Source organism: Pseudogulbenkiania sp. MAI-1 (assembly GCF_000527175.1).
Taxonomy (GTDB): domain Bacteria; phylum Pseudomonadota; class Gammaproteobacteria; order Burkholderiales; family Chromobacteriaceae; genus Pseudogulbenkiania.
The window spans coordinates 457,501-477,898 of record NZ_AZUR01000001.1; the positions used below are offsets into that span (position 1 = coordinate 457,501).

15 protein-coding genes and 2 rRNA genes (1 of these 17 cut by a window edge) are annotated in these 20,398 nt (G+C 64.7%); 9 read left to right on the forward strand and 8 right to left on the reverse strand.

The genetic code is table 11. The features are described 5' to 3' along the window. Positions 1–1,638 (forward strand): 23S ribosomal RNA (locus tag PSEMAI1_RS0102150); it begins 1,349 nt to the left of the window's first position. A gap of 115 nt (positions 1,639–1,753) precedes the next feature. Next, positions 1,754–1,867, forward strand: a 5S ribosomal RNA gene (gene rrf, locus PSEMAI1_RS0102155). A 60-nt stretch (positions 1,868–1,927) separates the two neighbouring features. Here the strand turns inward: rrf and PSEMAI1_RS0102160 are convergent. Next, entirely contained in the window at positions 1,928–3,430 is a 1,503-nt protein-coding gene (locus PSEMAI1_RS0102160; protein WP_024301279.1) for a PLP-dependent aminotransferase family protein, read from the reverse strand. 95 nt (positions 3,431–3,525) lie between these two features. Between PSEMAI1_RS0102160 and PSEMAI1_RS0102165 the strand changes: the two genes are divergently transcribed. The 4 genes from PSEMAI1_RS0102165 to PSEMAI1_RS0102180 all read left to right on the forward strand — a co-directional run bounded on the left by PSEMAI1_RS0102165 (position 3,526) and on the right by PSEMAI1_RS0102180 (position 6,750). After that, positions 3,526–3,933: a rhodanese-like domain-containing protein gene (locus PSEMAI1_RS0102165; RefSeq protein WP_024301280.1), complete on the forward strand. Its 408-nt coding sequence runs from the start codon at positions 3,526–3,528 to the stop codon at positions 3,931–3,933. Positions 3,934–3,981: 48 nt separating this feature from the next. Then, positions 3,982–4,578 (forward strand): GNAT family N-acetyltransferase, encoded by a 597-nt coding sequence (locus tag PSEMAI1_RS0102170; RefSeq protein ID WP_024301281.1) that lies wholly within the window; start codon positions 3,982–3,984, stop codon positions 4,576–4,578. A 1-nt stretch (position 4,579) separates the two neighbouring features. Continuing rightward, on the forward strand, positions 4,580–5,227 hold the full coding sequence (locus tag PSEMAI1_RS0102175) for an FMN-binding negative transcriptional regulator (protein WP_024301282.1): 648 nt from the start codon (positions 4,580–4,582) through the stop codon (positions 5,225–5,227). 83 nt (positions 5,228–5,310) lie between these two features. Beyond that, positions 5,311–6,750, forward strand: a complete 1,440-nt coding sequence (locus tag PSEMAI1_RS0102180; protein ID WP_024301283.1) for a hypothetical protein — start codon at positions 5,311–5,313, stop codon at positions 6,748–6,750. 115 nt (positions 6,751–6,865) lie between these two features. Here PSEMAI1_RS0102180 and gabD read toward each other — a convergent pair whose 3' ends face one another. The 6 genes from gabD to PSEMAI1_RS0102210 all read right to left on the reverse strand — a co-directional run bounded on the left by gabD (position 6,866) and on the right by PSEMAI1_RS0102210 (position 16,260). After that, positions 6,866–8,326, reverse strand: a complete 1,461-nt coding sequence (gabD, locus tag PSEMAI1_RS0102185; RefSeq protein WP_024301284.1) for an NADP-dependent succinate-semialdehyde dehydrogenase — start codon at positions 8,324–8,326, stop codon at positions 6,866–6,868. Positions 8,327–8,385: 59 nt separating this feature from the next. Beyond that, positions 8,386–9,651, reverse strand: coding sequence for a 4-aminobutyrate--2-oxoglutarate transaminase (gene gabT, locus PSEMAI1_RS0102190; RefSeq protein WP_024301285.1), 1,266 nt, complete (start codon positions 9,649–9,651; stop codon positions 8,386–8,388). Positions 9,652–9,949: 298 nt separating this feature from the next. Next, positions 9,950–11,251 carry a TolC family outer membrane protein gene (locus tag PSEMAI1_RS0102195; protein ID WP_024301286.1) on the reverse strand — a complete coding sequence of 434 codons (1,302 nt, stop codon included), beginning with the start codon at positions 11,249–11,251 and terminating at the stop codon, positions 9,950–9,952. A gap of 124 nt (positions 11,252–11,375) precedes the next feature. Continuing rightward, positions 11,376–14,501, reverse strand: coding sequence for an efflux RND transporter permease subunit (locus PSEMAI1_RS0102200; RefSeq protein ID WP_024301287.1), 3,126 nt, complete (start codon positions 14,499–14,501; stop codon positions 11,376–11,378). Between the two features lie 10 nt (positions 14,502–14,511). Beyond that, entirely contained in the window at positions 14,512–15,585 is a 1,074-nt protein-coding gene (locus PSEMAI1_RS0102205; RefSeq protein ID WP_024301288.1) for an efflux RND transporter periplasmic adaptor subunit, read from the reverse strand. A 15-nt stretch (positions 15,586–15,600) separates the two neighbouring features. Then, a complete protein-coding gene (locus PSEMAI1_RS0102210) occupies positions 15,601–16,260 on the reverse strand; it encodes a TetR/AcrR family transcriptional regulator (protein ID WP_024301289.1) in 660 nt (219 codons plus the stop codon). A 141-nt stretch (positions 16,261–16,401) separates the two neighbouring features. Here PSEMAI1_RS0102210 and argB point away from each other — a divergent pair, with 141 nt between their 5' ends. The 3 genes from argB (at position 16,402) to fdhA (ending at position 19,394) form a co-directional block, all read left to right on the forward strand. Further along, positions 16,402–17,277 (forward strand): acetylglutamate kinase, encoded by an 876-nt coding sequence (gene argB / locus PSEMAI1_RS0102215; RefSeq protein ID WP_024301290.1) that lies wholly within the window; start codon positions 16,402–16,404, stop codon positions 17,275–17,277. 79 nt (positions 17,278–17,356) lie between these two features. Next, a complete protein-coding gene (locus PSEMAI1_RS0102220; protein ID WP_024301291.1) occupies positions 17,357–17,794 on the forward strand; it encodes a CBS domain-containing protein in 438 nt (145 codons plus the stop codon). A gap of 403 nt (positions 17,795–18,197) precedes the next feature. After that, complete coding sequence (gene fdhA, locus PSEMAI1_RS0102225; protein WP_024301292.1) at positions 18,198–19,394, forward strand: formaldehyde dehydrogenase, glutathione-independent; 1,197 nt, start codon at positions 18,198–18,200, stop codon at positions 19,392–19,394. An 81-nt stretch (positions 19,395–19,475) separates the two neighbouring features. Here the strand turns inward: fdhA and PSEMAI1_RS0102230 are convergent, their stop codons facing one another. Further along, entirely contained in the window at positions 19,476–20,255 is a 780-nt protein-coding gene (locus PSEMAI1_RS0102230) for an IclR family transcriptional regulator (protein WP_024301293.1), read from the reverse strand. Positions 20,256–20,398: the final 143 nt, after the last annotated feature.

Sequence of the window (20,398 nt, forward strand, 5' to 3'; positions counted from 1 at the left end):
GACATGAGTAGCGATAAAGCGGGTGAAAAGCCCGCTCGCCGAAAGCCCAAGGTTTCCTACGCAACGTTCATCGGCGTAGGGTGAGTCGGCCCCTAAGGCGAGGCTGAAAAGCGTAGTCGATGGGAAACGGGTCAATATTCCCGTACTCTCGTATAGTGCGATGTGGGGACGGAGAAGGTTAGGTCAGCCAGGTGTTGGACGTCCTGGTTTAAGCCGGTAGGTGGGAGCGGTAGGCAAATCCGCCGCTCTATTAACACCGAGACGTGATGACGAGGCTCTACGGAGCCGAAGTGACTGATACCACGCTTCCAGGAAAAGCCACTAAGCTTCAGCTATACGAGAACCGTACCGCAAACCGACACAGGTGGGCAGGATGAAAATTCTAAGGCGCTTGAGAGAACTCAGGAGAAGGAACTCGGCAAATTGATACCGTAACTTCGGGAGAAGGTATGCCTCTTAGGGTGTAGGACCTCGCGTTCGAAGCCTCGAGAGGTCGCAGAGAATCGGTGGCTGCGACTGTTTATCAAAAACACAGCACTGTGCCAACACGAAAGTGGACGTATACGGTGTGACGCCTGCCCGGTGCCGGAAGGTTAAGTGATGGGGTGCAAGCTCTTGATCGAAGCCCCGGTAAACGGCGGCCGTAACTATAACGGTCCTAAGGTAGCGAAATTCCTTGTCGGGTAAGTTCCGACCCGCACGAATGGCGTAACGATGGCCACACTGTCTCCTCCTGAGACTCAGCGAAGTTGAAATGTTTGTGAAGATGCAATCTCCCCGCTGCTAGACGGAAAGACCCCGTGAACCTTTACTGTAGCTTTGCATTGGACTTTGAACAGACTTGTGTAGGATAGGTGGGAGGCTATGAAACCAGGACGCCAGTTCTGGTGGAGCCGCCCTTGAAATACCACCCTGGTGTGTTTGAGGTTCTAACCTTGGTCCGTGATCCGGATCGGGGACAGTGCATGGTAGGCAGTTTGACTGGGGCGGTCTCCTCCCAAAGTGTAACGGAGGAGTTCGAAGGTCACCTAGGTACGGTCGGAAATCGTGCTGATAGTGCAATGGCAAAAGGTGGCTTAACTGCGAGACCGACAAGTCGAGCAGGTGCGAAAGCAGGACATAGTGATCCGGTGGTTCTGAATGGAAGGGCCATCGCTCAACGGATAAAAGGTACTCCGGGGATAACAGGCTGATTCCGCCCAAGAGTTCACATCGACGGCGGAGTTTGGCACCTCGATGTCGGCTCATCACATCCTGGGGCTGTAGCCGGTCCCAAGGGTATGGCTGTTCGCCATTTAAAGTGGTACGTGAGCTGGGTTCAAAACGTCGTGAGACAGTTTGGTCCCTATCTGCAGTGGGCGTTGGAAGTTTGACGGGGGCTGCTCCTAGTACGAGAGGACCGGAGTGGACGCACCTCTGGTGTACCGGTTGTCACGCCAGTGGCATTGCCGGGTAGCTAAGTGCGGAAGAGATAACCGCTGAAAGCATCTAAGCGGGAAACTCGCCTGAAGATGAGACTTCCCTGAGGACTTGATCCTCCTGAAGAGTCGTTCGAGACCAGGACGTTGATAGGTCGGGTGTGGAAGCGCTGTGAGGCGTGAAGCTAACCGATACTAATTGCTCGTGAGGCTTGATCCTATCATTTGAGTGGCTTGGGCCACGCGGTGAAGTGTGCGACGTACGATCGATTACCCAAATTCGAAATGGAAGCTGACAGGCTTCCAGGCTTCTTCCAGTTTGTTGACAGTTTATGTCTGGCGGCCTTAGCGAGGTGGTCCCACTCCTTCCCATCCCGAACAGGACCGTGAAACGCCTTAGCGCCGATGATAGTGCGGCCTTGCCGTGTGAAAGTAGGACACCGCCAGACTCCCCTCAAGAAAGCCCAGCTCAAACGAGCTGGGCTTTTGGCTTTTACGCTTCCAAACACCTACCGGCTTCTCTCTTTTGGCTCCGGATTGGAACTGCCGTAGCGCCGCTCTTCCTGTTTGAACAGTTCCGCCAGCCGGAGCGCCGAACGCCTCAGTTCGGCTTCCGGTACCCCGGCGTATCCCAATACCAGTCCCCGCCTCGTGGCCGGTCCCCAGAAATGCCGCCCCAAAGGGCGTAGCCATAATCCTTCGCGCGCGGCGATGGCGCTCAGGTGCTGTTCGTCGATGGTGTCGGGCAGCGTGGCAACCAGGTGCATGCCGGCTTCGCCGGGGGAAAGCTCTATACGTTCGCCCAGCCGGCCAAGCAGTGTTTCGCGCAGCAGAGTCTGGCGGATCTGGTAGAGCTCACGCATACGGCGGATATGGCGTGCGAAATGCCCCTCCGCGATGAAGTCGGCCAGTGCTGCCTGGATGGGGTAGTGGCCCTCGCGGTACAGACGGGCGTAGCTGGCGCGGAACGGGTCGATCAGGGCTTCCGGCAGCACCAGATAGCCGAGACGCAGCCCCGGGTACATCACCTTGCTGAAGGTGCCGAGGTAGATCACGGTGCCGCCGTTGGCGAGCCCTTGCAGCGAGGCGAGTGGCTGCGAGCGGTAGCGGAATTCGCTGTCGTAGTCGTCTTCGATGATCCAGCTCTGATGGGTTTCGGCCAGCTTCAGCAGTTCCAGGCGCCGGGCCAGCGACATCACCACGCCGCTCGGATATTGGTGCGAGGGGGTGATGTAGATCAGCTTCGGCGTTTGGGAGGAGGGGGCGGCTGCCGGGTTCAGTCCCTCCGAATCGACCGGTACTGGGACGATGTCGAGGTCGGCGGCGGCCATGGCCGCTTGGGCGCCGGCATAGCCGGGTTCTTCGAGCCAGACCGTGTCACCTGGATCGGCCAGCAGGCGGGCGCACAGTTCCAGTGCCTGCTGGGCTCCCTGGGTGATCAGAATCTGCTCCGGCCGGCATTGCACCGAGCGTGATTGGCACAGGTAGTCGCATAGCACCTCACGCAGGGCCGTGAGTCCGCCGTCCTGGCTGTAGCTGAGCCATTCCGGACCGGGCTGTTTATTGTGGCGCGCGAGCAGCCGTTGCCATTGCTGTTGGGGGAAGGCATCCAAGGCGGGGACGCCGGGTGCGAAAGCGCCATACAAGCCCTGAGGCAGTTTGCTGTGCTGGCTCATCAACTGGCCGCGCCGGCTGAGGCCAGGCAGCGTTGGTGTGGCGGCGGGCTGGGGTGAGCGGTGGGGTTCGAAAACGTCCGAGACGTAGGTGCCCGAGCCGTGCCGGGCTTCCAGGTAACCTTCGGCCAGCAACTGGTCATAGGCGGCCAGCACGGTATTGCGCCCGAGCCGTAGCGCGTTGGCCAGTTGGCGAGAGGCTGGCAGGGTGGTGCCGCCGCGCAGCCGCCCCTGGCGAATCCAGTCACGCAGCCGATGGTAGAGTTGGCGGTGCAGCGCTTCACTGCTCTCGCGCTGGAGGCCTTGCTGCAGGGCGTCGACGATCCAGTCGCTGCTCAAGGTGGTTCCTTTGCTAGTGGAAAAGTGGTTCTTCTGATGGGATGACTTTGCCTGTAGCCTGACTGCATGTCCACTCTGAGATGAAGGAGTCCGAGATGCTGATGGATCAATGCGCGTTTTATGATGCCAAGCTGGCTTACGAGATCGATTCGGCCGATGTTTACGCCATGCTGGAGCAGGGCGAGCCGCTGTTGCTGATCGATGCCCGCTCGGCCGAGGCCTATGGCCGCGAGACCCTGCCGGGCGCGCTCAGCCGGCCGCACCGTTTGATGACGGCGGAAAGCACAGCGGACCTGCCGCGGGACCGCCTGCTGGTGACGTTTTGCGACGGCATCGGTTGCAATGCGTCGACCAAGGGGGCGCTGAAGTTGGCCGAACTGGGCTTCCAGGTGCGTGAGCTGATCGGCGGCATCGATTGGTGGAAGCGCGACGGCTATGCGACCGTGGCCGGTGAACTGGCCCAGCAAACCATGCCGAACGGCCCTGCGGCATGTGCGTGCTGAGGGAGGGATCATGAACCACTTTGATACTTGGCTGAGAGGGAACCCGCGATGAGGTTCTGTGAGTCAATCACTTTGGATGGGCGTCATACCCGGCTGGAGCCGCTGGCGCTGGAGCATCACGATGGGCTGGCGGCAGCGGTTTGCGACGGCGAATTGTGGCGCTTGTGGTATACCGCCATTCCGAAACCGGAGGGCATGCGCGCCGAGATCGAACGCCGACTGGCCTTGCAGCGGCAGGGCAGCATGCTGCCGTTCGCGGTGCGCCGGCTCGACAACGGCGAACTGTGCGGCATGACCACCTTCATGAATATCGAGCAGGAGCGGCGGCGCGTCGAGATCGGCTCGACTTGGTATGCCAAGAGCGCCCAGCGCACGGCGATCAACACCGAGTGCAAGCTGATGCTGCTCGAGCATGCCTTCGATACGCTGGGTTGCATCGCGGTAGAGTTTCGCACCAGTTGGATGAACCAGGCGTCGCGGGCGGCGATTGCGCGGTTGGGGGCCAAGCAGGACGGCATCCTGCGCAATCACCAGCGCTTTGCCGACGGGAGCTACCGCGATACCGTGGTGTTCTCGATCATCGATCTGGAGTGGCCGGCGGTGAGGCAGCATCTGCGCTTCAAACTGGATAGTCGGGAGGCGTGAGATGTACGTGCCCAAACATTTCGAGGCGCCAAGCGTGGAGGCCATGCATGAGCTGATGCGCACGGCGCCGCTCGCCACGCTGGTATCGTCGACGTCGGTGGGGCTCGAGGCCAACCATATCCCGCTGCTGTGGTCGCCCGACCCGGCGGCCCCGTCGGGTTGCCTGCGCGGCCATGTCGCGCGCGCCAATCCCTTGTGGCGCAACGTCACGGGGGAGAGCGAGGTGCTGGCGATATTCCACGGTCCCGACGCCTACGTGTCGCCCGGCTGGTATCCGAGCAAGCAGGAGGACGGCAAGGTGGTGCCGACCTGGAATTACGTGGCGGTGCATGCCCACGGCCGGTTGCGGACGATCGACGACCGGGATTGGCTGCGCGAGCAACTGACCCTGCTGACGGCCGAGCACGAGGCCGGCATGGCGTCGCCCTGGCAGTTGACCGATGCGCCGGCCGGCTACATCGACAAACTGATGGGGGCGGTGGTCGGCATCGAGATCGTGATCAGCCGACTGGAAGGCAAGTGGAAGGCGAGCCAGAACCAGCCGGTAGCCAATCGGGACGGCGTGGCCGCCGGGCTGGCGGTGAGCGGGAGGGCCGGAGCCGCGCGCATGGCGGCATTGGTGGCGGCGGGAGCGGAGCACCGAACGTAGGGCTGACTCGGTCGATAGGTTTCATCGTCGAGGCGGCTCGGGGTAAAATACAACGTTTATTCCGCTGATCGACGTAGAGACCGATGAAACCCCATCCCCGCAATGCCCGTATCAAGGGCGAGCCGCAGCCGCCCAGCCGCTTCATCTTCGGCGACGCCGTGGACGAGGCCGGACTGGAGCCGTGGGAGTACGTGGTCCATACCGGATCGCCCGCCTTCGTCTGCCGCCTGGTCGGCAACGACATGACGCCGTTCGCCGGCCGCGACAGTACCGGCTTCGCCAGCGCGGTGCTGTTCGATGAGGAGGAGCAGCTGACCCATTACGTCTGCAACAGCGGTTTCCGGCTGTTCGATTTTTCCTTCCGCGACGAGGTGCCCAGTGCCGCCCGGCTGCAGGCGATCTGCGACGAGGCGATGACGGTCTATCAGCGCCTGCAGCAGGTCTACAACGAGCGCGACATGGGGCCGAAGGCGCGCGAGATGCGCGTCGGGCCGAGCGAGCCGCTGCCCCCGGCCGAGCGTGCCCGGGCGATTCGTGCCCTGGCCGAAACCGCGCAGGCCGCCGTGGCTGACCCGGTGCGCCGGGTGCAACTGACCGCCGACGTGCAATTGGCCCTGGCTGGCGGCGATCAGGCGGTGTTCACCGAGGCGCAGCTGGCATTGCAGGGCGAGGTGCCGGCGCGCCAACTGCTGGTCGATACGGCTCGCGACTGCATCGCCTTCCCCGAGGTGGTGCGCCAGGACGGCACCAGCGTGTCGTTCGAGCTATGGGCGCTGCCCTTGGCCTTCTCGCGCGCGCAGGGCGGGGTGTGGTGGCATTTCCCCTTGCTGGAGCGCATCGAGGGTGTGCTGGCGGATGCGCTCGACGTGCCGTCGCAGGCCATCCTGTGGGTGTCGCCGACCATCTTCACGCTCGACATGCTGAACGAGCGTTCCTGCCAGAACCTGGTGCACCTGGCGCCGGTGATGGACAGCGGCTGCGACTTCGCGCCGGTCGAGCCGGAGCCGGCGCGCGCCACCTTCGAGGCGGCGCGCAAGACCCAGCAGCCGCAATTGGTGCTGGCGTGGATTCCGTTCATCGTCGAGCGCGGCGTGCTGACCGTCGAGCGCGTGCGTCAGCTCGGCCGCAAGGCGCTGGAGCTGACCATGCCGGTGGTGCAGCAGGCCATCGCCAGCGAGATGGAGTACGGCGAGGCCGAACTGTTCACGCCGCTGCCGTGGTGGGAGGCGCTGTCGGCCGGGGTGCAGGCGTGGAACCGCAAGCGCCTGGGCATGACGGTGGCGCTGGTGGCGGCCGGGCACGGTGGCCTGCAGGAACTGGAGGCGGTGGCGGAGTATCAGCCGGAGCTGCAGGGCTACGATGTCGGCCTCACGCTCAAGGGCAGCGAGGAAGTCGTGGCGCGCACGCCGTGGATGCTGGTGCCGGACGTGGCGCCGGACCGCGAGCTGGCGTTCCACGATCTGGCGTCCTGCCTCAAGGAGGCTGGGATTCCGCTGTCGGAGCGGGTGGCGCGATTGCACTGAGCGCACAGTCGTTTCTACTTGTTGGTCGAAGCCTGTCCTTCGGCTGATGACAAAAAAAGGGGCCGGTTTGTACCGGCCCGAATCGCTTCACACCTGACAGGGTCTTACATTTCAATCAGCGGTCGATGCCGCCCAGCAGCACATACTTGATTTCCAGATAGTCTTCGATGCCGTACTTGGAGCCTTCGCGGCCGAGGCCAGACTGCTTGACGCCGCCGAACGGTGCCGCCTCGTTGGAGAGGATGCCGCTGTTGACGGCGACCATGCCGTACTCCAGGCCTTCCGAGACGCGGAAGATGCGGCCGATGTCGCGCGCGTAGAAGTAGGATGCCAAGCCGAACTCGGTGTCATTGGCCATCTGGATTGCTTCTTCTTCGGTCTTGAAGCGGAACAGCGGGGCCAGCGGGCCGAAGGTTTCTTCCTTGGCGACTTTCATCTGCGGCGTCACGCCGGTGATCACGGTCGGCTCGAAGAAGCTAAAGCCCAGCGCATGGCGCTTGCCGCCGGTAACGAGCTTGCCGCCCTTGGCCAGCGCGTCGGCGATGTGCTCTTCCACCTTGGCCACGGCGTTCATGTCGATCATCGGGCCCTGGTTCACGCCGGCTTCCAGGCCGTTGCCCACCTGCAGCTTGGCCACGGCGGCGGTGAATTTCTCGGCGAAGGCGTCGTACACGCCGTCCTGCACCAGGATGCGGTTGGCGCAGACGCAGGTCTGGCCGGCATTGCGGTACTTGGAGATCATCGCGCCTTCGACCGCGGCGTCGAGGTCGGCGTCGTCGAACACGATGAACGGCGCGTTGCCGCCCAGTTCCATCGATACTTTCTTCACGGTTTCGGCACATTGCGCGATCAGCTTGCGGCCCACTTCGGTGGAGCCGGTGAAGCTGAATTTCTTCACGGTGTCGGAGCCGGTCAGCACGCCGCCGATCTCGGTCGAGCCACCGGTGATCACTGAGAACACCCCGGCCGGGATGCCGGCGCGGTGCGCGAGTTCGGCGATGGCGAGCGCGGAGAGCGGGGTCTGGCTCGCCGGGCGCACCACCATCGGGCAGCCGGCGGCCATGGCTGGGGCGGCCTTGCGCGTGATCATGGCGTTGGGGAAGTTCCACGGCGTGATCGCGGCGGTGACGCCGATCGGCTCCTTGGTCACCAGGATGCGCTTGTCGGCGCCGGTGGAGGGGATGGTGTCGCCGTAGATGCGCTTGGCTTCCTCGGCGTACCACTCGATATAGCTGGCGCCGTAGGCGATCTCGCCCTTGGCCTCGGCCAGCGGCTTGCCCTGCTCGGCGGTCAGGATCACGCCGAGGTCGTCCTGGTTGGCCATCATCAGGTCGAACCACTTGCGCAGCAGGTTGGCGCGCTCCTTGGCGGATTTCTTCTTCCAGCTCTTGAACGCTTCGGCGGCGCCGGCCACGGCGCGCTCGGCCTCGGCGCGGCCCATTTTCGGCACGTGAGCGATAGTCTCGCCGGTAGCCGGGTTGGTGACCGGGATGGTCTCGCCGTTGTCGGCATCCACCCACTGGCCGTTGATGTAGCACTGCTGCTTGAGCAGCGACGGGTCTTTCAGATTCAGCATGGTGTTCTCCGTGTGCGGGGCGTCCGGCCAACCCTCTCAGGTTGGCCGAAGGGGGCGGCTCAGGCGCGCAGCGCGGCCTCGAGCTTGGCCAGCGCTTCCTGGAATACGCTGTCCTCGATGGTCAGCGGGAACAGGAAACGTACCACGTTGGCGTAGGTGCCGCAGGTCAACAGGATCAGGCCCGATTCCAGCGCCTTCTGCTGCACCTTCTTGGCGAACTCGGGGTCGGCCTCGTGGCTGCCCGGCTTGTTGAATTCGACGGCGATCATCGCGCCCAGGCCGCGCACTTCGGCGATCTGCGGCACGGCCTGTTTCAGGCCGTGCAGTTTTTCCTTCAGTTCCTCGCCTAGGCGGCTGGCGCGCTCCAGCAGCTTTTCTTCCTGGATCACGCCGATCACCGCCTTGGCCGCGGCCAGCGCCAGCGGGCTGCCGGCGTAGGTGCCGCCCAGGCCGCCCGGAGCCGGCGCGTCCATCAGTTCGGCGCGGCCGACCAGCGCGGACAGCGGGAAGCCGCCGGCCAGCGACTTGGCCAGGGTGGTCAGGTCGGCGGTCACGCCGAAGTGTTCCATTGCGAACATCTTGCCGGTGCGGGCGAAGCCGGCCTGCACCTCGTCGGCGATCAAGAGGATGCCATGCTTATCACACAGTTGGCGCAGTGCGCGCACCCACTCGACCGGCGCCGGCACGAAACCGCCTTCGCCCTGTACCGGTTCGAAGATGATGGCGGCGACGCGCGACGGCTCGATGTCGTACTTGAACAGGCGCTCGAGGCCGGTCAGCGAGTCGGCGATCGAGACGCCGTGCAGCGCGTTGGGATACGGAGCGTGGTAGATGTCGGCCGGGAACGGGCCGAAGCTGAGTTTGTACGGGGCGACCTTGCCGGTCAGCGCCATGCCCATCATGGTGCGGCCGTGGAAGCCGCCGCCGAAGGCGATCACGCCGGGACGGCCGGTGGCGGCGCGCGCTACCTTGATGGCGTTTTCCACGGCTTCGGCGCCGGTGGAGAAGAACGCGGTTTTCTTGGCGTAGTCGCCTGGGGTCAGGGCGTTGAGCTGCTCCGCTACGTCGACGTAGAGCTCGTAGGGGACGACCTGGTAGCAGGTGTGGCTGAATTTGTTGAGCTGTTCGGCCACGGCGGCCTGCACCTTGTCGTGCAGATGGCCGGTATTCAGTACGCCGATGCCGCCGGCGAAGTCGATGTAACGGTTGCCTTCCACGTCCCACAGCTCGGCGTTCTTGGCGCGTTCGGCATAGAAGCCGCACATCACGCCGACGCCGCGCGGAGTGGCGGCGGCCTTGCGTTGCTGCAGTTGCTGGTTGCTCATGAGGTTTCTCCTGTCGTTCTTTGCCTGAGTGTCGGGCTGGGGGGACGATTTGCATTTGGCTGTGCGGCCCGGCCCTGGTGGCGACAGCAGCTTGGGCGCCGCCGTCGGGGGCCGTTCTTCTGCCTCGGTCCGGGTCCGGTTAGCGCCACGGGTTGAGCAAATTCTAGACAGGTGTTTATTAAAAAGCTACGTTACACTTAATAAATTAAACGCAGGGTGGGTGGAGTGTTGCGCTGCCGCCAAAGAAAATCGGCCGGGGGAAACCGGCCGACAGGGAAAAAACAGGCTAGGAAAAGGGTTAGCGCACGATGAAGGCGTTGACCTCGGCCAGTTGCTCCGGTCCCAGCCGACCGGCGGCCTGGGCCAGCTGCAGCTTGGCGAGCAGGTAGCTGTAGCGCGCCTTGGCGAGTTGGGTCTGGACGTTGTAGTACTCCTGCTCGGCCTGCAGCAGGTCGAGGTTGGTGCGTACGCCGACCTCCTTGCCGAGGCGGGTGGAGTCGAGTTTGCTCTTGGCCGAGACCAGCAGCTGTTGCTGTGCCTTGACGAAGGCGGCACCGCTGGTGACGCCCAGGTAAGCCTGGCGCACTTGTTCGCGGACCTGACGGCGCGACGCCTCCAGCTTGTCCTTGGCGCTGTTCTCATTGGCCGCCGCCTCGCGCACCCGCGAGTCGATGCCGCCGCCGGCGTAGAGTGGCAGGGTCAACTGCACGCCGACGGAAGAGGCGCGAGTCTGTGCAAAACTATTAAACGGGCTGTTGTCGGTGTTGTCGCTGTAGCCGGCGGTGAGCGAGACCACAGGCAGGTGCTGCCCGCGCTTCTCGGTCAGGTCCTGGCTGGCCAGCTGCAGGTTCTGTTCCTGCGCCTTGATGTCCAGGTTGTTGGCCAGCGCCTGGGCGGTCCAGTCGTCGAGGCCGATGGTGGTGGGCTGATCCAGCGGCAGATTGGGCGTGACCGCCTGTACCCCGAGCGGATCGAGGCCGGTGAGGCGGCGCAAGGCGTTGCGTTTGATCTCCAGATCGCTCTCAGCGAGGATCTCTTGCGCCACCGCACCGTCGTAACCGGCCTGGGCCTCGTGGGTATCGGTGATGGTGGCGGTGCCGACCTCGAACGCGGTCTTGGCCTGTTCCAGCTGGCTGGCGAAGGCCTTCTTGGTGGCCTGCGTGGAGGCCAGCGTGTCCTGCGCCAGCAGCACGTCGAAGTAGGCCTGTGCCACGTCGACGATCAGCTGCTGCTCGCTGGCGGCGTAGCGGGTGTCGGCCAGCGCGCTTGCGGTCTTGCCTTTCTGGTAGCCGGTATACTTGCCGACGTCGAACAAGGGCTGGGTCAGCTGCACGCCGGCGCCGTAGCCGGAGAAGCTGCCATGGCTGGATGGTTCGAGCAGGTTGGTGCGGCTGTAGTCGGCGCTCAGCCCCACCTGGGGCAGCAGCCCGGCACGGCCCTGCGGCGCTTTCTCGTGGCCGGCGTCGCGGTCGTAGCCGGCGGCGGCGAAGGCCGCATCGTAGCCGCGTGCCTGCCGCCAGGCCTCCATCAGGTCGAAGGCCCGGGCCGGCAGGGTGGCGATGGCCATGAGGCAGGCCAGGGTAAGGATGCGTGGTTTCATTGGTATTCTCGTCAATGGCTGTTCGCGGAACCGGTTCCGGCTCGTGTCTTGTCCCCGCCTCGATGCCGGCCCGTGGCCGGCAAGGCGTCGGTGCGGCCGAAGCGGGGGCGCTCTGCCTGGCTCCTCATGCTTCGGCGCCTGCCGGCTCCGGTGTCGCGAGGTGTTCCGCAGGGGCTCGCTCGACGCCATGGCTGGAGCGGGGGGCGGGGCGTTGCACCCTGAACCACTGCGCGTACAGCGCGGGCAGGAACAGCAGGGTCAGCACCGTCGCCACCAGCAGCCCGCCCATGATCGCCACCGCCATCGGCCCCCAGAAGGTGCTGCGGGTCAGCGGAATCATCGCCAGGATCGCGGCCAGTGCCGTCAGCATGATAGGACGGAAGCGGCGCAGCGTGGAACCGACCACGGCCTCCCAGCGCTCGACGCCCTCGCGGATGTCATGCTCGATCTGGTCGACCAGGATGACCGAGTTGCGCATGATCATGCCCGACAGCGCGATCACCCCCAGCATCGCCACGAAGCCGAACGGCGCGTGGAAGGCGATCAGCGTCAGCGTCACGCCGATCATGCCGAGCGGCGCGGTGAGCACCACCATCAGCGTGCGCTGGAAGCTCTGCAGCTGCAGCATCAGCAGCGTCAGCACCACCACGATCATCAGCGGCGCCACCTTGGCGATGGCCTGTTGCGACTTGACGCTGGATTCGACCGATCCTCCCATCTCGATGTGATAGCCCAGGGGCAGTGTGGCTTCCAGCTGCTTGAGCTTGGGCGCCAGCTCCTGCACCACCTCCGCCGCCTGCACCCCGTCGGCGGTGTCGGCGCGCACCGTCACCGTCGGCAGACGGTTGCGGCGCCAGATGATGCTCTCCTCCGGCTGGTATTCGATGCGGGCGAGCTGCGAGACCTGGACGAAGCGCCCGTTCGCGGCCTGCACCATCAGGTTGCCGAGACCCCCGACGTCGGTTTTCTCGGCCGGGTTGAGTCGCGCCTCGACGGCGATGGTACGGTCGCCCTCGCGGAACTCGGTCAGCGCGGCGCCCGAGATCAAGAGCTGCAGCTGACGGCCGAGACTCTGGGTCGACGCCCCCAGCGCTCGGGCGCGGTCCTGGTCGATCACGAGGCGCAGCGACTTGACCTGCTCGCCCCAGTCGTTGTTGACCTGGGTCGTGCCGGGCTGGGCACGCAGCAGCGCTTCCAGCCGCGCGGCGATGCGTTTGACTTCCTCGTGACGTTCGCCCATCACCCGATACTGTACCGGATAGCCTACCGGCGGGCCGTTTTCCAGTCGGATCACGCGTCCGCGCAGCAGCGGGAAGTCGTTGTCGAAGGCGTGTTCCAATTGGCGCTTGACCGTTTCACGCACCTTCTCGTCCTTGGTCATGATCATCAGCTGGGCATAGTTGAGATGCTGCATCTGCTGATCGAGCGGCAGGTAGAAGCGCGGCGAGCCGCCACCGACGTAGCTGGTGATGCTGCTGATGCCGGGGTTGTGGGCGAACATCGCCTCCAGTTTCTTCACCTCGCGTTCGGTGGCCTGGTAGCTGGCGCCCTGCGGCAGCCACAGGTCGACCAGCAGTTCCACCCGATTGGACGAGGGGAAGAACTGCTGCTGCACGAACAGCTTGAACGCCCCCAGCGACAGCAGGAACAGCACCAGCGTGCCGGCGATCACCGTCTTGCGGTGATCCAGGCACCATTCCAGCACGCTGCGGAAGCGCAGGTAGAACAGCTTGTGGTAGACGTCGGCATGATCGCCATCGGTCTTGTGCTCCGGCAGCAGCTTGAAGCCGAGATATGGGGTGAAGATCACCGCCACGACCCACGACAGCACCAGCGCCAGCCCGACCACGGCGAACAGGCTGAACACGTATTCGCCGGCGTTGGACTTGGCGAGCCCCACCGGCAGGAAGGTGGCGGCGGTGATCAGCGTGCCGGTCAGCATCGGGAAGGCGGTGCTGGTGTAGGCGAAGGTGGCGGCCTGGAATTTGTTCCAGCCCTGTTCCAGCTTCAGCGCCATCATTTCCACCGCGATGATGGCGTCGTCCACCAAGAGGCCGAGCGCGATGATCAGCGAGCCCAGCGAGATGCGCTGCAGGTCGATGTCGAAGAAGTACATGGCGAGGAAGGTCATCGCCAGCACCAGCGGGATCGACAGCGCCACCACCACGCCGGAGCGCCAGCCCAGGCTGAAGAAGCTCACCGCCAGCACGATGACGACGGCTTCGAGCAGCGAATGCATGAACTCGCTGATCGAGTTCTTCACCACCTTGGGCTGGTCCGAGACCGGCGCGATTTCCACGCCGAGCGGCAGTTCCGATTTGACCCGCGCCATCAACTGCTCGAGGTCGCGTCCCAGGCGCAGCACGTCGCCGCCGTCCTTCATGCTGATGGCCAATCCCAGCGCCGGCCGGCCGTTGAAGCGCATGCTGAAGCTGGGCGGGGTGACGAAGGCGCGGTGCACGGTGGCGATGTCGTCGAGACGGAAGGTCTGGCCGTTGACCGTAATCGGGGTGCTGCGCACCGCGTCCAGCGTGCCGTAAGCGCCGCTCGGGCGCACCCAGATGCGCTCGCCGGCGGTTTCGAACACCCCGGCCGGGGTGACGGCGTTCTGCTCGGCCAGCGCGTTCCAGATGGTGCGGGTGTCAAGGCCCAGCGTGGCCAAGCGGCTGATGGAGAGATCGACGTAGATGCGCTCCTGCTGTTCGCCGACGATCTCGACCTTGCCGACATCGGGCAGGCGCAGCACTTCCTGCCGGGTGCGGTCGACGTAGCGGCGCAGCTCCTCGGCGCTGAAGCCGTCGCCGGTGAAGGCGAACAGGTTGCCGAAGGTGTCGCCGAACTCGTCGTTGAAGAACGGACCCTTCAGATCAGCCGGCAGGGTCGGACGCAGGTCGCCGAGCTTCTTGCGCACCCGGTACCACTGTTCCGGCACCTCATCGGGGGCGATGCCTTCGCGCAGGTTGAGCAGCAACTGCACTTCGCCGGGCTTGGTGAAGCTCTTGACGTATTCCAGCTCGCCGATCTCCTGCAGCTTCTGTTCCAGCTTGTCGGTGACCTGCTGTTCCATTTCGCTGGCGCTGGCGCCCGGCCACACCGCCTTGACCATCATCGCCTTGAAGGTGAACGCCGGGTCTTCCTTCTGGCCCAGCTGGGTATAGGCCCAGGCGCCGGCCAGCATCAGCGTGATCATCAGGTACAGCACCAGCGCCTGGTGCTTGAGCGCCCATTCGGACAGGTTGAGTCGTTTCATCGGACGCTCCTCAAGGCTGGAGCAGGCGGACCTGCTGTCCGTCGCGCAGCAGATGCACCCCGGCGCTCACCACCTGCTCGCCCGCCTTCAGGGCGCCGCTGACGTGGGCTACGGTATTGCCGATGCTCTCCACCCGGATCTCCCGGCGGCCGACCTTGCGGCTCTTGGGGTCGATCACCCAGACGTAATGCTTGCCGTCCTGATCGAGCAGGGCGGAGAGCGGCAGTTGCAGCTTCTCACCACGGTCCGGTGCCGGCAGCGTCACGGTGGCGCTCATGCCCAGTTGCAGGGCGTCGTTGGCGCCGTCGAGGCTGATGCGCGCGGCGTAGGTGCGGGTGGCCGGGTCGGCGTCGGCCGCCAGCTCGCGCAGGGCGCCGCGGTAGCTTTGCCCGTCGGCCCACAGCTTCACCTGCAGCGTCTTGGCCTCGCGCAGGGCGACCAGCGCGTTTTCCGGCACCTGGATGGCGACTTCGCGCGGTCCGTCCAGCGCCAGCTTCATCACCGCCTGCCCGGCGGCCACGACCTGGCCGGCTTCGGCGCTGACGCTGCCGATCACGCCGTCGGCGTCGGCGCGCAAGATGGTGTAGCCGTTCTGGTTGCGGCTGCCAGCCAGTTGGGCCTGGGCCTGCTGCAGTTGGGCGCGGGCGGCGTTGACGGCGTTTTGCTGGCGATCGACCTGGGCCTGGCTGATGAACTGCTTGCCCAGCAGTTCCTGCGAGCGCTTGAGGTCGGCTTCCTGCTGCACCAGATCGGAGCGGGCGGCGGCGAGCTGGGCCTGTTTGGCCGCCAGGTCGAGTTCGTAGTCGTTGGCGTCGAGCCGGGCCAGTACCTGCCCCTTCTTCACCCGGTCGCCGGCGTTGACCAAGCGCTCGGCGATCTTGCCGCCGACGCGGAACGCCAGCGGGGTTTCCTGCCGGGCGCGGATGTCGCCGGCGAAGCTGGCGCCGGCCTGCGTGGCGTTGCCGCCGGCGGTGACGTAACGCACCGGGCGGATGTCTTCCTGAACCGTGGCCTCCTTGGCGCAGGCGGCGAGCCCGAGCACCGTCAGGCCGGCGAGGAGCCAGGGGGAGCGAGGTGTCTTCATCGTGTCGAATCCTGTTTAGTTGTTGTTTTGGGCGGGGGTGCACAGGCCGTTGAGCACTAGGTCCAGGGCCTGCTGCAGATAGTGCTCCGGCGGGCCGGCCGGTGCCGGAGCACAACAGGGAATGCCGCCGAAGGAGTGGTTCCAGATCACGGTCATCAGCAGCGGGGCGATCAGGCATTCCACCGCACTGTCGATATCGACCGGGCGGAATTCGCCGCGCTCGATACCCAGGTGCAACGCGTCGGCCACCAGTTGGCGGCCACGGACGATGACTTCCTGCTGGTAGAACGCCGCCAGTTCGGGGAAGTTGGCCGCTTCGGCCACCATCAGCTTGCACAAGCCGGCCATGCGGGTCGAGCCAATGTCTTGCCACCAGGCCTGCAGCAGTCTGACCAGCAGTTCGGCGCAACTGCCCTCGTGTTGTGCGCTCATGGCCTGCAGGTTGGTGATGCGTGGCACCAGCGTGTCGCGCACCACGGCCTTGAAGATTTCTTCCTTGTTCTGGAAGTACAGGTAGGGCGTGCCCTTGGTGACGTTGGCGGCGCGCGCGATGTCTTCCATCTTGGTGGCGCGAAAGCCCTTCTCGACGAACAGGGTCAGCGCCGCATCGAGGATTTCCGCCGGGCGGGCGTCTTTCTTGCGCTGCCAGCGTGGTGAAGCTTGTTCGGTGCTCATGAAGATTGCTGAATGGTTGTTCATTTATGGGATGTTAATGTACTGAGTGCGGGCGTCGCTGGCAATTAATAAATAACAGTTCAGCAACGTGATTGATTACAATGCAACACTTCCCGTATCCCCTTACCCAGGAGACCGCACGTGACCGTATCCGCCACCGAAAAGGCGCTCATCCTTGCCGAGGCGCTGCCCTACATCCGCCGTTTCAACGATAAGACCATCGTGATCAAATACGGCGGTAACGCGATGACCGACGACAAGCTGAAGGAAGACTTCGCCAAGGACGTGGTGCTGCTGAAGCTGGTTGGCCTGAACCCGGTGGTGGTGCACGGTGGCGGTCCGCAGATCAACGAGATGCTGGAACGCGTCGGCAAGCAGGGCGAGTTCGTCCAGGGTATGCGCGTGACCGACCAGGAAACCATGGACGTGGTGGAAATGGTGCTGGGCGGCCAGGTCAACAAGGAAATCGTCTCGCTGATCAACCAGCACGGCGGCAAGGCCGTGGGCCTGACCGGCAAGGACGGCCACTTCATCCGCGCCCACAAGCTGTTCCTCAAGGGCGAGGGAGAGGACGAGCAGATCGATATCGGCCGCGTCGGCGAAATCGACTACATCGATCCGGCGCTGGTGTCGCTGCTCGATTCGCAGGATTTCATCCCGGTGATCGCGCCGATCGGCGTCGGCAGCGACGGTGAGGCCTACAACATCAACGCCGACCTGGTGGCCGGCAAGCTGGCCGAAACCCTCCAGGCCGAGAAGCTGGTGCTGATGACCAACACCCCCGGCGTGCTGGACAAGAACGGCAAGCTCTTGACCGGACTGACCGCCGAGAACGTCGACGCGCTGTTCGCCGACGGCACCATCCACGGTGGCATGCTGCCCAAGATCAGCTCCGCCCTCGATGCCGCCAAGAACGGCGTCAACTCGGTGCACATCATCGACGGCCGCGTGCCGCACGCGCTGCTGCTGGAAATCCTCACCGACGCCGGCGTCGGCACGATGATCCGCGCCAGGTAAGCGCATCGGGCAGATATTCGTCCCGGATCATCTATAGTGGAGGCATAACAGGTCCAACTCGTCTGCAAAAGGGGGTCGCATGCAAACTGTCCGACAATTGCTCGAAAGCAAACCCAACCGGAAGCTGATCTTCGTCAGTCCCGACGCTACCGTGTTCCAGGCCCTGCAGGTCATGGCCGAAGAGAACGTCGGGGCGGTGCTGGTGATGCACGAGTGTGATGTGCACGGCATTTTCTCGGAGCGCGACTACGCGCGCCGCATGGTTCTGCAGGGACGCACCTCGGCGGGCACCCACGTGCGCGAGGTCATGACCAGCCGCGTGGTCTATGTGAAGCCGGAGCAGACGGTTGACGAATGCATGGCGCTGATGACCGACAAGCGCATCCGCCACCTTCCGGTAATGGAGGGGTGCGAGGTGCTGGGTGTGGTCTCGATCGGCGATGTGGTGCGGGCCACCCTCGACGAGCAGCAATTCACCATCGACGAGCTGGTGCACTACATCCAGGGCATACGTTAGTCTTCCCGCGTTCTATCCCACGGCGCCGGGGCCGGCCGCGAAGTAAGTGGCTGCCCCGGCGCCGTTTTGCTGTTTTCCGCCAGCGGTGTTGCATCCTCCCAACGTTTCTCCTGTTGTTGCCGGCCGCCTCGGCGCCTCCCCGGTGAGTGGCCGGAGGCCCGCCGCCGTGTCGCCCGACTTCCCCGCAACCCCGCATGGATGCCCGCACTCACTCGTCGGCCGACTTTACGCGCCGTGGTTCACCGCCTCGACCGCCGTGAGGTGATGTCGGGAATTGGCTGCTCTGCGGCGCTTTCAGTCTCCTTGTCGGAGGGAGTTCGCCCCTATTGTCGCGAAGCGCCAGCCGACGCTGTGCCACGGCTGTGCGCGAACGAAACCCATCGAAACAATTCGGAGGCAGACAATGAGCGACAATCGCGGTGTGGTGTATCTGGGGCAAGGGCACGTCGAAGTGCGGCCCATCGGCTACCCGAAAATGGTCGATCCGCAGGGGAGGGCGATCGGCCACGGCGTCATCCTCAAGGTGGTGACGACCAATATCTGCGGCTCGGACCAGCACATGGTGCGTGGCCGCACCACGGCCGAGGTCGGGCTGGTGCTGGGCCACGAGATCACCGGCGAGGTGATCGAGGTGGGCCGTGACGTCGAGACGCTGAAGGTCGGCGACCTGGTGTCGGTGCCGTTCAACGTGGCTTGCGGTCGTTGCCAGACCTGCAAGGAACAGCACACCGGCGTGTGCCTGAACGTCAACCCGTCGCGCGCCGGCGGTGCCTACGGCTATGTCGACATGGGCGGCTGGATCGGCGGCCAGTCCGAGTACGTGATGGTGCCGTACGCCGACTTCAACCTGCTCAAGTTCCCGGACAAGGACAAGGCGATGGAGAAGATCCGCGACCTGACCTGCCTGTCCGACATCCTGCCGACCGGTTACCACGGCGCGGTGACGGCCGGCGTCAAGCCGGGCTCGACCGTCTACATCGCCGGCGCCGGCCCGGTCGGCATGGCCGCCGCCGCCTCGGCACGCCTGTTGGGCGCCGCGGTGACCATCGTCGGCGACATGAACGCCGAGCGCCTGGCGCACGCCAGGGCGATGGGTTTCGAGACCGTCGACCTGTCGCTCGACGCCACGCTGGGCGAGCAGATCGCGGCCATCCTCGGCACACCGGAGGTGGACTGCGCGGTCGACTGCGTCGGCTTCGAGGCGCGCGGCCACGGCTCGCACTCGCACGAAGAGGCCCCGGCCACGGTGCTCAACTCGCTGATGGAAGTCACCCGCGTGGCCGGCGCCATCGGCATTCCGGGCCTGTACGTGACCGACGATCCGGGCGCGGTCGACGCCGCGGCCAAGCGTGGTAGCCTGTCGATCCGCTTCGGTCTTGGCTGGGCCAAGTCGCACTCCTTCCACACCGGCCAGACCCCGGTGATGAAGTACAACCGCAACCTGATGCAGGCCATCCTGTGGGATCGTCTGCCGATCGCCAAGATCGTCAACGTCAGCGTGATCTCGCTTGACGAGGCGCCGAACGGCTACCGCCAGTTCGACGGCGGCGCACCGCGCAAATTCGTCATCGACCCGCACGGCATGCTCAAGTCGGCCTGATCGTCCTGCTGTAAACGAAGCGGGCGAACGCATTGCGTTCGCCCGCTTTTTCTTTGTCCTGTGCCCTGGCCGTCACCGGTTTCAGGTGGCGCCCGGTACGATGCGCCTTGCCATCTGCTGCAGTGCTGGCGCGATGTCCTGTTCGAAGCGTTCCGGCATGAACAGCGCCGCCGGGCCGCTGGCGTTCAGGCTCATCGGCGGCTGCCCCGGGATAGGCGAGGGCAGCGGCACGCCCACCGCCATCACCTCCGGCACGAACTCCCCGAACGAGCTGGTGTAGCCGCGCTCACGGTAACGCGTCAGCGCCGCGTCGAGCCGGTTCTTGATCGCCGGCCACTCGTCGCCGTAGCGGTTGGCCAGTTCGACGTCGAGCCGGGCGCGCTCCACCGCGCCCAAACCGGCGTAGCAGGCGCGGCCGATGGCGGTGGTGGCGACCGGCACGCGTGAACCGACGGTCAGTTGCACCGACACCCGCGCCGCGCTGCGGCAGGTTTCCAGGTACACCATGTCGCTGCCGTCGCGCATCGCCAGACTCACCGAGACGTTGTGGCTGAGCGCGAATTCACGCATCAGGGGCGCGGCGGCACGGCGCACGTCGTAACTCGCCAGCACCACCGACCCCAGTTCCAGCACCGCCAGGCCCAGCCGATAGAAGCCGCTGTCCGCCTCGTGGCTCAGATACCCCAGTTGGGTCAGGGTGTAGGTCAGCCGCGACACGGTGGACTTGGGCAGGCCGGTGCGTCGCGCCAGCTCCTGGTTGGACAGTCCACTCTCGCCGGAGCGGAAGGCGGACAGCACTGTCAGGCCGCGCGCCAGCGCGGTGACGAACAGCCTGTCCTTATCGTCGTGCTCTTCCGTCATGGTGTTCTTTCCCCTTGGTTTCGGCGCGGCAAGCATAGCCTGCCTGCTCGTCGCGGCCAAGAAATCGCTTTACAAGCCGCCCGGCCGCTTGCTAGTCTATTTCACATTATGAAATTAAATTCCGCATAGCGGAACTAATTAAC